13 protein-coding genes are annotated in these 12,653 nt (G+C 37.0%); 5 read left to right on the top strand and 8 right to left on the bottom strand.

Features of this window, described 5'->3' with window-relative positions; all coding sequences use genetic code 11:
- Nucleotides 1-3 precede the first annotated feature (3 nt).
- On the bottom strand, nucleotides 4-438 hold the full coding sequence (locus ACVWM0_RS03175; protein WP_476473199.1) for an EbsA family protein: 435 nt from the start codon (nucleotides 436-438) through the stop codon (nucleotides 4-6).
- A gap of 76 nt (nucleotides 439-514) precedes the next feature.
- Here ACVWM0_RS03175 and ACVWM0_RS03170 point away from each other — a divergent pair, with 76 nt between their 5' ends.
- Both ACVWM0_RS03170 and ACVWM0_RS03165 read left to right on the top strand, forming a co-directional pair.
- Complete coding sequence (locus ACVWM0_RS03170) at nucleotides 515-946, top strand: ribonuclease HI family protein (RefSeq protein ID WP_476473198.1); 432 nt, start codon at nucleotides 515-517, stop codon at nucleotides 944-946.
- 97 nt (nucleotides 947-1,043) lie between these two features.
- Nucleotides 1,044-2,444 carry a TrkH family potassium uptake protein gene (locus tag ACVWM0_RS03165; RefSeq protein WP_476473197.1) on the top strand — a complete coding sequence of 467 codons (1,401 nt, stop codon included), beginning with the start codon at nucleotides 1,044-1,046 and terminating at the stop codon, nucleotides 2,442-2,444.
- Between the two features lie 44 nt (nucleotides 2,445-2,488).
- Here the strand turns inward: ACVWM0_RS03165 and ACVWM0_RS03160 are convergent, their stop codons facing one another.
- The 6 genes from ACVWM0_RS03160 to ACVWM0_RS03135 all read right to left on the bottom strand — a co-directional run bounded on the left by ACVWM0_RS03160 (nucleotide 2,489) and on the right by ACVWM0_RS03135 (nucleotide 8,122).
- Nucleotides 2,489-2,881 (bottom strand): OsmC family protein, encoded by a 393-nt coding sequence (locus ACVWM0_RS03160; protein ID WP_476473196.1) that lies wholly within the window; start codon nucleotides 2,879-2,881, stop codon nucleotides 2,489-2,491.
- A gap of 4 nt (nucleotides 2,882-2,885) precedes the next feature.
- Complete coding sequence (locus ACVWM0_RS03155; RefSeq protein ID WP_476473195.1) at nucleotides 2,886-3,788, bottom strand: ABC transporter ATP-binding protein; 903 nt, start codon at nucleotides 3,786-3,788, stop codon at nucleotides 2,886-2,888.
- The gene (locus ACVWM0_RS03150) at nucleotides 3,781-4,683 is read right to left on the bottom strand and encodes an ABC transporter ATP-binding protein (protein ID WP_476473194.1); all 903 of its coding nucleotides are present in this window, start codon (nucleotides 4,681-4,683) and stop codon (nucleotides 3,781-3,783) included. Before ACVWM0_RS03150 ends, ACVWM0_RS03155 begins: the two co-directional genes overlap by 8 nt.
- A gap of 4 nt (nucleotides 4,684-4,687) precedes the next feature.
- Nucleotides 4,688-5,518 (bottom strand): ABC transporter permease, encoded by an 831-nt coding sequence (locus ACVWM0_RS03145; protein WP_476473193.1) that lies wholly within the window; start codon nucleotides 5,516-5,518, stop codon nucleotides 4,688-4,690.
- Nucleotides 5,518-6,474, bottom strand: a complete 957-nt coding sequence (locus tag ACVWM0_RS03140; RefSeq protein WP_476473192.1) for an ABC transporter permease — start codon at nucleotides 6,472-6,474, stop codon at nucleotides 5,518-5,520. Before ACVWM0_RS03140 ends, ACVWM0_RS03145 begins: the two co-directional genes overlap by 1 nt.
- A gap of 85 nt (nucleotides 6,475-6,559) precedes the next feature.
- Nucleotides 6,560-8,122 carry an ABC transporter substrate-binding protein gene (locus ACVWM0_RS03135; protein ID WP_476473191.1) on the bottom strand — a complete coding sequence of 521 codons (1,563 nt, stop codon included), beginning with the start codon at nucleotides 8,120-8,122 and terminating at the stop codon, nucleotides 6,560-6,562.
- Between the two features lie 275 nt (nucleotides 8,123-8,397).
- On the opposite strand from ACVWM0_RS03135, the gene ACVWM0_RS03130 reads away from it, so the two are divergent.
- The 3 genes from ACVWM0_RS03130 to ald all read left to right on the top strand — a co-directional run bounded on the left by ACVWM0_RS03130 (nucleotide 8,398) and on the right by ald (nucleotide 11,654).
- Nucleotides 8,398-9,741, top strand: a complete 1,344-nt coding sequence (locus ACVWM0_RS03130) for a MurT ligase domain-containing protein (protein ID WP_476473190.1) — start codon at nucleotides 8,398-8,400, stop codon at nucleotides 9,739-9,741.
- Nucleotide 9,742: 1 nt separating this feature from the next.
- Nucleotides 9,743-10,429, top strand: a complete 687-nt coding sequence (locus ACVWM0_RS03125; protein WP_476473189.1) for a type 1 glutamine amidotransferase — start codon at nucleotides 9,743-9,745, stop codon at nucleotides 10,427-10,429.
- Between the two features lie 112 nt (nucleotides 10,430-10,541).
- Nucleotides 10,542-11,654 (top strand): alanine dehydrogenase, encoded by a 1,113-nt coding sequence (gene ald, locus ACVWM0_RS03120; RefSeq protein WP_476473188.1) that lies wholly within the window; start codon nucleotides 10,542-10,544, stop codon nucleotides 11,652-11,654.
- A 27-nt stretch (nucleotides 11,655-11,681) separates the two neighbouring features.
- On the opposite strand, the gene manA is transcribed toward ald, so the two are convergent.
- The gene (gene manA, locus ACVWM0_RS03115) at nucleotides 11,682-12,650 is read right to left on the bottom strand and encodes a mannose-6-phosphate isomerase, class I (protein WP_476473187.1); all 969 of its coding nucleotides are present in this window, start codon (nucleotides 12,648-12,650) and stop codon (nucleotides 11,682-11,684) included.
- Nucleotides 12,651-12,653 lie beyond the last annotated feature (3 nt).

Here is a 12,653-nt window from a genome sequence, read left to right as displayed (position 1 = left end):
CATTTAGTCAACACTTTTTTCTACGCTTAAAATAGTCCCTTTAAACTGACTTTCTTTGTCTAGTTGTTCAACTAGTTTGCTTTTTGATTTTTTAAACATTAAATAAGCAAAATCAGTTTCTTTTGTTTTTATTGTGACACCGTGACTACCAACTAACACTGTTTCTATTTGTTCTAATTCTATTTGATATTGATTCTTTTTTAATATAGCATAAACATTTAATTGCTCCTGTGTTAGAATCATTTTTCTTCTTGTTCCTATGTAAGAAAAAAATAAAAATAAAAGGAACGTAAAAATGCTAAATATATTAATTCTACCTTGTCGTTCTAATAACCCGATCATACTTAGAAAAAAGAGAACGAGTGTTAAAGACCAGTAAATAACCGTGTCAGAAAGTTCAGGTTGGTATCTAAAAACATGTATTTTATTTGTCCCCATACTTACCTCCACTTACTATTTTTCTTAACTATCTTACCATACTCATTCTTATTATACATCAAAAATGGAGGGCATTATGATTAAAATTTATATTGATGCAGCAACACATCCTATCTATGAAAAAAGTGGTGGCGGGATGGTTATTATTAATGATTCCAAGCAAACACCCATCCCTATCCCTTTAGCAGCTAAAGATAATCACTCCGCAGAATTTGAAACTTTATGTTTCGCTTTAAAGTACTGTGTCGATCATTATTCAAAAGAACACCTGATAATTATCTATTCAGATAGTCGACTTGTGGTGGATGCTATGGAAAAAGCCTTTGTCAAAAAGGAGATTTTTAAAGAATACCTAGTGACAGCTCTAGGGTATCTCGAACAACTACCACCTGTTTTTATCGAATGGCTACCTGATCAAAAAAATAAAGGTGCTGATAATATCGCTAGAACGGTTTTATTTAACAAACTTCAAGAGTCAACAAACAAAGGGGAAAAGGGACTCTATTAAGCGTTATAAAACAAGCTTTCATTTTACCCTAGTTTGTTTCAAAAAAACTTGCTATACTGTTTTGATATATGGCACTCAATAAAGGAGCGTAGCATTGATGAAGAAAAGATGGTCTCTCTTTCGTATTAAACGTATCAGTAATCATTTTATCAACAAACATTTTTCTAGTATTCAAATTATTTTTACTTATTATGTCATTATGACACTGGTTGCTTTTATTCTACTTAGTCTGCCATTCTTTCAGCAGCCGGACGCAGAGGTATCTGTTTTTGATACATTTTTCATGTCCGTCAGTACAGTGAGCGTTACAGGACTTAGCACGTTTGATATCAGTTCTGTTTATAATCAGCGAGGGATTATCCTTCTTGAGATCATGTTTCAAATTGGGGGACTAGGTATTATGATGTTCTCTACCTTTTTCTTCATATTATCCAGACGACGGATTTCATTAAAACGACGGCAATTAATTATGACGGACATGAATCAACCCCGCTTAAGCGGAACCGTACGCCTGATTAAGAGCACAGTCTTTACCTTATTAGCCTTACAACTTATTTTTGGGATTGTTTTTTCTATTCGTTTTTATTTTACAGGGCATCATCCAACGATTGGGGATTCCATTTTCCAAGGGTTCTATCAAGCAATCTCTGCTGTGACGAACTCTGGATTTGATGTGACAGGTTACTCTGCGGCACCCTATGCCAATGATTATTTATTTTTAAGTATTCTTATTTTCCTTATCATGGTGGGAGGTATTGGCTTTCCAGTGATTATGGAAATAAAAGAATGGCTTTTCTATAAACGAGAACCAAAATCACTGCCTTTTCGTTTTTCTTTATTTAGTAAACTAGCGATTAGTATTTATTTGCTTCTTTTTGTCTTTGGAACTGTCATTATCTTTTTACTTGAGCGCAATCATCTATTTGCTGATATGTCTTTCACTCAAAAACTAATGACGTCTATGTTTTATTCAACCACCACACGTAATGCCGGTCTTCAACTAAATGATTTGGCTTTATTCCAAGTCCCAACATTACTTATCTTCTCTATGTTAATGTTTATCGGTTGTAGCCCAAGTTCTGTGGGCGGTGGTGTCCGAACAACAACCATCGCGATTCTTGGACTGTATATGTTGTCTTTTGTTAAAAGTGAGGAAAACGTGACGATTTTTAACCGACGGATTGATGAAAAAGACATCAAAAAAGCGGTTGTGGTCTTTAATCTTTCTATAGCGATGTGTTTTATCGCCGTGCTTATTCTAACGATTACAGAAAATCAAAGCATGATTGCCATTATCGTCGAAGTTGCCTCTGCCTTTGGGACAACCGGCTTATCATTAGGGATAACCCCAGACCTGACATTTATTGGTAAACTCGTTATTGCCCTACTCATGTTTATTGGTCGTATCGGTATGCTTTATACTTTAATGATTTTTGTACCAAAAGAACGACAAGATCATGGTTACCTCTATCCAACAGAAAAAATTATTATTGGCTAATAAAAAGCGTGAACCTTTATGGTCCACGCTTTTTTTTGATTCTTTTAAATAAAGACAACTTTTTCCGTCACTACTATGTTTGGATCGATACTTTGCATCACAGGACAATACTTACTTACCATAGCTAACCCTCGTTCTGCCCGTCCTTGTTTACTTTCTTCTACTTCTACAAAAAAAACTAAAGTAATTTCTTTAACCGGTTCCGTTTCTTTTTCTTCATCTCTGACGTAATCGATTTCTACTTTTTCAAACCGATAAGGAATACGAGATTTTTCTAAAATAGATTGGTAAACATAGGCGCCACAAGAACCAACAGCAGCCACTAAACTTTGAACAGGTGAATAACCTAAATCTTTTAATATGACCCAGTTTTCACCATCTCTTGGTAATTCCATTCCTTTTTCCCCTTGAACTAACAATAGTTTCTCTTCACTCATGACACTACTCCTTTGCATAATAATGACCAGGTGTAACCTCCACCCACTCTATTGTATCACTTAATTGAATGTTTTCACTTAAGATTGGCTCCTGAAAGGCTTGTCTTGCTTTGATAGGATCCGCTATTGGAATAGCTTGAAGTAATTTTTTAGTGTAAGCATGTTGCGGATGATTAAAGATAGCCTCTGTTGGTCCTAGTTCGACTAATTTCCCTAAATACATCACTGCAATACGATCTGAAATATAACGAACCATGGATAAATCATGTGAGATAAACAGATACGTTAGACCAAATTCTTTTTGTAAGTCCATCAACAAATTAATAATTTGTGCCTGAATTGACACATCAAGGGCAGAAATAGGCTCATCGCATAAAATAAACTCTGGATTAACGACTACTGCTCTAGCAATCCCTATTCTTTGCCGTTGACCCCCACTAAATTCTCTTGGGTACTTATTAAAAGAGGCGTCATCTAATCCCACTTGTTTTAAAATAGCCTTAGCTTTTAGCAAGGACTCTTCTTTACTATAATGTAACAACAACGGTTCTAATACTTGATTTAAGGCAGTGACTCTTGGATTAAGAGAAGAATACGGGTCTTGAAAAATAATCTGCATGTTTTTTAAGACCTTTTTTTTATCTGATTCAGATAACGCTGACAAAGAACGTCCCCTATAATAAATCTCACCTGAATCAATGCGCTCTAATTGTAAAATACTTCGACCTAAAGTTGTTTTACCACTACCAGACTCCCCTACTAGACCTAGCGTCTCTCCTTCTTCTATTGTTAAAGAAATAGAATCTATGGCTTTCACCTCTGTCACAACTTGCCCAAATGTATTGGTGACTGGAAAATAACGTTTAATATTTTTTAACTCAATTAAGGGTTCTTTTGTCTCAATCATTCTTACTATCTCCTTCCACTAACACAAAATGAGTATCAGATACTTTTCTCATCTCTTTCGCCTCATCAGAAAGTGTCACACGACGGGTTTCATCCAAAGAATATAACCGCTCATTACTCGTCCCATTTGGAATGGCTTTTAATAATTCCTGAGTGTAACGATGTTGGGGTTGATAAAACACCTCATCTATTAAGCCTTCTTCTACGATTTTCCCGTTATACATGACCTTGATGCTGTCACACATTCCTGCTACAATACCGAAATCATGGGTCACCAAAATGACCGTCAAATGCTCTTCTTGTTGTAGTTGTTTGATTAGTTGGAGTATTTGGGCTTGGATAGTCACATCCAGCGCTGTCGTGGGCTCATCAGCTATTAATAAATCTGCCTTTGCCAAAAGAGCCATGGCGATCATAATCCGTTGACGCATCCCTCCTGATAATTCATGTGGGTATTGTGTCATTCTTTTTTCAGGTAAATGAATCCCCACTTTTATTAACTCTTTTATCGCTAACGTTTCTGCTTCCTTTTTAGACACCCCTTGTTTTCTTCTCACCACTTCAATTAAATGATAACCAATGGTACGCAATGGATTAAGAGAGGTCATTGGATCTTGGAAAATCATCGCAGCTGAGATCGTTGGGCCATTACCACCTAACGGATGCTCTTGTCCATCAAATAAAAAAGTATCGTAAGACACAGTAGCATTCTCTGGTAATAGATTCATTAGAGCCTTCATAGTAATACTCTTACCACTCCCTGATTCTCCAACAACTCCCACAATCTCTCCTCGCGGCACACTCAAATCAATGCCTCGAATCAAGTGCTTTGTTTTTTCCCCTTTTGTATCAATAGCAACTGACATATTTTTTAAATGGATTAGCTCTTCCTTCATTTTCCTATCCCTCCAGTAAAACGACTTCTCTTAGATAATTACCTAAACTGTTAAATGAATACACGGTTAATATAATACAAATCCCTGGTATAAGTGCCATATGAGGCGCTTGTTGTAGACTACCTTGGGCATTTTGAAGTAAACTTCCCCACGAAGCGACTGGAGGTTGAATGCCTATTCCTAAAAAACTTAACGCTGATTCCGTCATGATTGCTCCCGAAATACTACCTGTTGCTGCCACTATTAACGTTGATAACACAGCAGGTAAGATATGTTTTCGGATAATCACATGATCTTTAACTCCAATAAATTGAGCATATATGACGTATTCTCTTTGTTTGACAGATAGCGTTTCTGCTCTAATTAATCGAGCAATGTTCATCCACGAAAAAACACCAATCACAAAAATAATGGTGACTAGTCCTGGTTTTAGCAAGACGCTTAATACAATGACAAGGACTAACCAAGGGATCGATGATAAAATATCCACAAAACGCATTAAAATACTATCCACCACGCCGCCATAATATCCTGCAATAAGTCCCACTAATGTACCAATAAAGGTTGAGGCAAGCATGGCTAACACACCTACTAGTAAAGAAATACGCCCACCATAAATCACACGGATAAAGTAATCTCGGCCAATTTCATCTGTTCCAAAAAGATGTTTTCCACTTGGTGCTTGAGACATTGAGGATACGTCCGTTGCATTAGGGTCAATAGGAATGAGAAACGCAAAGACTGCAAGTAAAAGCAGGAGCGTTAAAAAAATAATTGGAAGGTAATAACTCGGTTTTTGTTGCAATACTTTTCGCCATTTCGATGTGTTATCCATTAGTTATCCCCCTGACTAATACGTGGATCTACCACTGAATACAAGACATCTGATATTAAATTCCCCACAATAACAAGGGTAGCTGATAATAACATGATGGCCATAATGACTGGATAATCCAGTGCTTTTGTTGCTGCCATTAAATACGGACCAATCCCTGGCCAACCAAAAATACTTTCTGTGATAATCGCGCCTGTCACAAGCATAGGTAAAGCCAAACCTATTTGTGTCACAATAGGCAATAACACATTTTTACTGACATGTTTGAAGAAAATCTCTCTCTTAGTTGCCCCAAAGGATTGTTGTACCATAACATAATCTTCAGATAATTGAGATAAGGTTGACGAACGAACATACCTTGTCAGATCCGGGAAGAAACCAACAACTAGCACAATATAAGGCATGATAAAGTGTTGTAAGAAATCAAGGAAAGAATCCTCTTTTCCAACAGTATGCATACCAATAATCGGTAACAAATCTAATTTATAACCAAATAAATAGATTAATAACATAGCAAACCAAAAGGTCGGCATTGAGATACCAATCGAGCAAATACCATCAATCACTCGATCAATCCATGTTCCTTTATTTGCCCCAGCAACCAATCCTAAAACAATGGATAATACGAGTGCTGTCACATAAGCCGGTAAAATTAACTTGATTGTATTTGGGATTCGCGTCATTAGTTCTGCCCCAATGTTCTGTTGTGTCGCAAGAGAATAACCAAAATCGCCACTGACAATTTGCTTCAGCCATAAAACATACTGAACTAAAAAGGGTTTATCCAACCCATGTTTTGCTCTCAACATCTCTACTGTCTCACTGGACATATTCGGTGTTGTAATAGAATCTATCACATCATAAGGCGATAAATTGATTAATGAAAACACAATAAAAGAGACTACCACCAATAGTGGTATCACTTGTAAGATTCGTTTTAACACATATTTTGCCATAAGCTCACATCCTTTTTATCATAACGTGTAAAAAAACTCTGCTATCTTAGTCGATTTATCATAAGATAGCAAAGCTATAAGTCTTTTATTTAATCGAGATTTTCGATGCGTCTTCAAATGTATAAATTGGCACCAATTTAGCCTCTTCAATTCCCTGAACTGCTTTATTAACAGCTAATACTTTTTTACTATCTACAATCGGATAAAAGGTAGCATCTGCTGCAATTTGTTTCTGTAAATCGGCATAAATTTCTTTACGTTTGGCTGGATCTAACGCCACAGCCCCTTCATCAAACAGAGCATCTGCTGCATCACTATGGTATTTAAAATAATTGGCAGAGCCATCTGATTTGAATAGAGAAGAGTATAAATCTGGGTCATTACCCATAATGTACCCACCCATAAACAAATCATATTTTGTCGTATCAGGTTTTCCCATTTCCGCAAACATCGCAGCGCCATCTCCACCAGCTAATTCTAATGTAATGCCTGCTTTTTGGAGTTGTTGCTGAATTAAAGTAGCTTGAATTGTTTGCACGGGATCATCTGAGGTGAAGGCTAGGTTAAGTTTCAACTCTTTCACTCCAGCCTCTTGTAATAATGCCTTTGATTTTTCTACATCTGTTTCGTATTTTTCCACATCCTCTGTAGCAAAAGGATTTTGTGGAGGCAATATACTGTACACATTATCGTAGTAATCAGTAGATAGGTACCCTGCTGTATTCAATTCATCTTTGTTCAACGCATAAAAAATAGCTTGTCTAACTTTAACGTCTTTCAATTTCTCTGAGTTATTATTGACTCCCATATATCCTACACGGTTTTCGCTATAGATATACGTGTCTAAATCAGAGGCCTCAATGTCTTTAATGTTATTAGGTAACAAGAACGAAGCATCTACTTCCCCTTTTTGTAAGGCTACTTTGGTTGTGTCTGCGTTACTTATAATACGTAATGTTACTTTAGGTACTTTCACTTGGCCACCAAAATAATCCTCATTGGCTTCAAACTGAAGGTATTCTCCTCGTTTATAATTCGTTAATTTATACGGACCAGTTCCCACAGGATCTGCTTGTAGCTCTGATCCTGAAAAGTCAGTTTCATTTTTAAAAATATGTTCTGGAATAATATAGGTTTCCGTTGCAATATTATTTATTGCTGCGGCACTTACAGATGGAAGATTAAACTTAACGGTCACATCATCAACTTTTTCTACTTCAACTGGTTTATCACCAATCCATAAAGCGTCTGATCCACCGTTTTCTTTTTTCACTTTTTCTTGATAGGTAAAGACCACATCATCTGCTGTTAATGGTTCCCCATCAGACCAGTGAATATCACTTTTCAGTTTAACCGTCAATGATTTACCATCCTCAGCAGGCGTTACACTATCTGCTAATTCCATTTTCTCTTGACCATCCCCTTCAATACGAACTAAGGGTGAATAAATCAAGTTAGTAACCGTTAATCCCCAACGATCCCCAACATTAATCGGGTTCATCGAAGACGGATCCCCACTTATAGCATACGTAAACGTATCCTTATCTTTCTTTTCTTTTGCTGCTTTTGGTGCTTCTTTTGATCCACATCCCACCAGTACGGCAGTTGCTACGAGAGCTGTTGCTCCCAATAACCATTTCTTATCCATCAAATCTCTCCCTTTCGTTATGATTAATTGATTTAAAGGATCTTTTAACCATTTATTTCTAATGGGCTTTAGTATAGCTAATGACTATATAAATTGCAAAGATAATTACTTGTAATAAGAAAGTGATTTTTAACAAATGCTTCATTATTCGTTCATAAATCTCGTACGTTAAAAAAAGTATCTAAAATTTCCTTTATCTCTAGCCTTTTTTTCCTCCATTCAAAATAATTTATGGTATCATGAATAAGTTAATGTTAATGTAGGAGGAATTGATTATGACGCTACGCAGTAGCTTTGCCACGTTTGTGGGACGTTCCACACAGTGGTTCTTAAAAACATTTTTAAAAGGTGGGAGTAGTTTACCTGGTAAACTCGCTTTAGCACTGGATCCAAATATTCTCGATTCTCTAGCAAAGGACTATCATGTGATTGTTGTGACTGGAACGAACGGTAAAACCTTGACCACAGCTCTGACGGTCAACGTATTAGAACAAGAAGTCGGTCATGTTTTAACGAACACAACGGGTGCTAATATGGTTCAAGGGATTGTTTCTACATTCTTATCTGGTAAAAAACAACCTGGAAAGAAAAACTTTGCCGTGTTAGAAATAGATGAAGCCAGTTTAAGTAAAGTCACTGAATTTATTAAACCAGAATTGTTTTTATTCACTAATATTTTCCGTGACCAAATGGACCGATATGGTGAAATTTATACGACCTATCAATTAATTGTTGACGGGGCTAAAAAAGCACCTGAGGCAACGATCCTAATGAATGGCGATTTGCCAATTTTCCATTCCATTGATACTGTCAATCCTAGAAAATATTACGGATTCAATCACGAAGAAGAACATGAACAAATGGCGCATTACAACACGGATGGGGTACTTTGTCCTAATTGTCATCACATTTTACACTATAAAATGATCACTTACAGTAATTTAGGTAACTACTACTGCCCTAACTGTGACTTTAAGCGTCCAGAGTTAGGCATAGAGTTAACGAAAATTCATGCTGTAACAAACACATCTTCTGAGTTCACTATTGATGACAATAGGTATCAATTAGAAGTAGGAGGCATGTATAACGTCTACAACGCTCTAGCAGCGACAGCCGTTGCTGAACACTACAATATTTCACCAGACAACATTCGCAAAGGGTTAGCTTATGACGAAAAAGTCTTTGGTCGTCAAGAAGTCATTCATATTGATGACAAAGAATGTACTCTTGTACTCGTTAAAAACCCTGTTGGCTTGAATCAAGTCATTGAAACGATGAAGCTCTCTCCTTTCCAATTCTCTATGGCGGCTTTACTAAATGACAATTATGCAGACGGTATTGATGTTAGTTGGATTTGGGACAGTCAAATGGAAGATTTAGGCGAGCTAGATATTCCCCTTGTGATGACAGGTGGCATGCGTCATAAAGATATGACCCTTCGTCTAGAAGTTGCAGGTATTGATCCTGAAAAACTGGTGGAAAAACAAACCATGGCAGAAGTAATTGAAGGCATCAAACAAGCACCAACTAAACATGTTTATATCCTAGCAACCTACACTGCTGTTCTATCACTACGTAAAGAATTGATTCAAGCAGGATATATTAAGGAGGAGAATTAATATGGCAACTTATGAATTAAATGTCTGTCATTTGTACGGCAATCTTCTTAATACCTATGGGGATAATGGTAACCTCTTAATTATTAATCACTACGCTAAAAAATTAGGCATCCATGTCAACACAGAAATTATCAGTATCCATGAACCTTTTAATGAGGCTAATTATGATTTTGTCTTTTTTGGTGGCGGGCAAGATTTTGAACAAGGCATTGTGTCAAAAGACATTCAACATAAAAAAGAGGCCTTAACGAACTACATCGAAAATGACGGTGTCATGCTTGCCATCTGTGGTGGGTATCAATTACTTGGTGACTATTATATTGGCGCTAAGGGTGAAAAAATTGAAGGCATCCATGCCTTACCTCATTATACTCTCAGTCAAGATAACAACCGATTCATTGGCGATATTGAAATTTACAATGAAACCTTTAATGAAACGTACTACGGTTTTGAAAACCACAATGGCATGACTTTTTTAGGTGAAGGGGAACAACCTTTAGGTAAAATGGTTAAAGGGCATGGAAACAATGGGCAAGATGGCTCGGAAGGTGTCATTTACAAAAATGTGATTGGCTCTTATTCACACGGACCACTACTTTCTAAAAACAAACAACTCGCCCTTCGTTTGATTAACATGGCTATGGAAAAAAAATACAATAAAACCTTCCTATTAGAAGAACTCGATTAAAAACAATCGGGTTCTTTTCATTTGTTTTTAATATATCATTAGGACAAATACTTGATTAAGTGTATACTAATATAAGAAACTAATTTAGTTTAACTTATAGGAGTGACCATTAATGAAAATAGGAATACCAAAAGAAATCAAAAACAATGAAAACCGAGTTGCTTTAACTCCTCCCTTTGTACAAGAGCTAGTTAATAATCAGCACAACGTTTTTGTAGAAACTGGCGCAGGAGAAGGGTCTGGTTTTACCGACGAACACTACAGCGACATGGGAGCCGTCATTACTCAGACCGCCAAAGAAGCCTGGGATGTTGACATGGTCTTAAAAGTAAAAGAACCTATGCCAAGTGAATTTACTTATTTTAAAGAAGGCTTGATACTTTTTACTTACTTACACTTAGCTCCAAATACTACCCTGACAGATGCTTTATTACAGAACAAGGTTACATCAATCGCTTATGAATCAGTCCAACTAGACAATGGAAGTTTGCCATTATTAACTCCTATGTCTGAAATTGCTGGACGTATGGCTCCTCAAACTGGCGCGTTTTTCTTACAAAAAACAAACGGGGGTTCTGGCATCTTACTATCTTCTGTTCCAGGTGTCGCTAAAGGGAACATCGTTATTATCGGTGGCGGTAATGCTGGAGCAAATGCTGCGAAAGTGGCGATTGGTCTCGGCGCGAAAGTACGTATTTTAGATGTTAACTCTCAACGATTAGCACAACTAGAGGACATCTTTGGTAATTCAATTGAAACAGTTATGTCTAATCCTTATAATATCGAACAATCTGTCAAAATGGCTGACCTTGTGATTGGGGCTGTTTTAATACCTGGTAGAAAAGCCCCACGTCTTGTGACTGAAGACATGGTAAAACAAATGAAACCAGGTTCAGTTATTATCGATATTGCCATTGACCAAGGCGGTATTTTTGAAACAACGGATGAGGTAACCACCCATGAAAACCCTATTTACATCAAGCATGGGGTGGTTCACTATGCTGTAGCAAACATGCCTGGGGCTGTTTCTAGAACCTCTACCTTAGCACTCACAAATAATACCTTGCCTTATATTGTGACTCTTGCCAATAAAGGCTTTGTCCAATCTGTACAAGACAATAAGGCGCTGTATCTAGGCGTGAATACTTACAAAGGGCAATTAACCTATGAACAAGTCGCTCTTGACCAAGATAAAGTATTTACACCATTATCAGAATTAATTTAATAAAAAAAGACACTCAGAGGATAACCTCTAGTGTCTATTTTTTTTGCCTGGTTCTGAAGCGATAATTCTCATATCCCCTTCTAAACGCCAATTTGTGATATTATTTGGTAAGATAAAATGAGTGCCCTTTTGCAAATCAAACCCTTGTTTTTCATCATTTAGATACAAGTAGCCAAAACCATCCAGCACACTCACTAAAGTATAAGGGGCTTGGGCTTTCAGTTTAAGTATGCCTGAAACATTCCACTCATAGACGTTAAAATAATCTGAAGTGATATACGTTGTCACACTTGATCCACCTTGTGATACTTCCTTAATGGCTAGTGTCGGATCCACATGAGGAACAGTTGTTACATCTAGAGACTGTTGAATATGCAGTTCTCTGGTATTTCCACTGTCATCTTTTCGGTCATAATCATAGACACGGTAAGTTGTGTCGCTGCTTTGTTGTGTTTCTAAAATCATAATCCCTTTTCCAATAGCATGAATCGTACCACTTGGCACAAAGTAAAAATCGCCAGGTTTAACTTGAATTTTTCGTAAAAGATGGTCCCATTGACCGGACACAATCATCTCAGCCAGTTCTTCTTTTGTTTTGGCATGATGCCCATAAATAATTTCTGAGCCCGGTTCTGCATCAATGATATACCAGCATTCCGTCTTACCTAGTTCCCCTGCATGTTCTTGCCCATATAAATCATCTGGATGGACTTGAACCGATAAATCATCAGAAGCGTCTAATATTTTCGTCAATAAAGGAAACACAGGCTCAGTAGGATGACCAAATAAGTCTGGTTGTTCTTGCCACAATTTATCTAGTAATTGTCCTTTGAATTCTCCACTAGACACTTCACACACACCATGTGGATGCGCGCTAATCGCCCAACACTCGCCTACTTTGTCACTCGTTAAGTCGTAGTCAAAGACTGTACTTAACTTGCTACCTCCCCAAATTTTCTCCTGAAACACTGGTTGTAAAAATAACGGTTCTATCATTCT

Source organism: Vagococcus sp. 211, from assembly GCF_056322705.1.
This window is presented reverse-complemented; position numbering and strand designations above follow the sequence as displayed.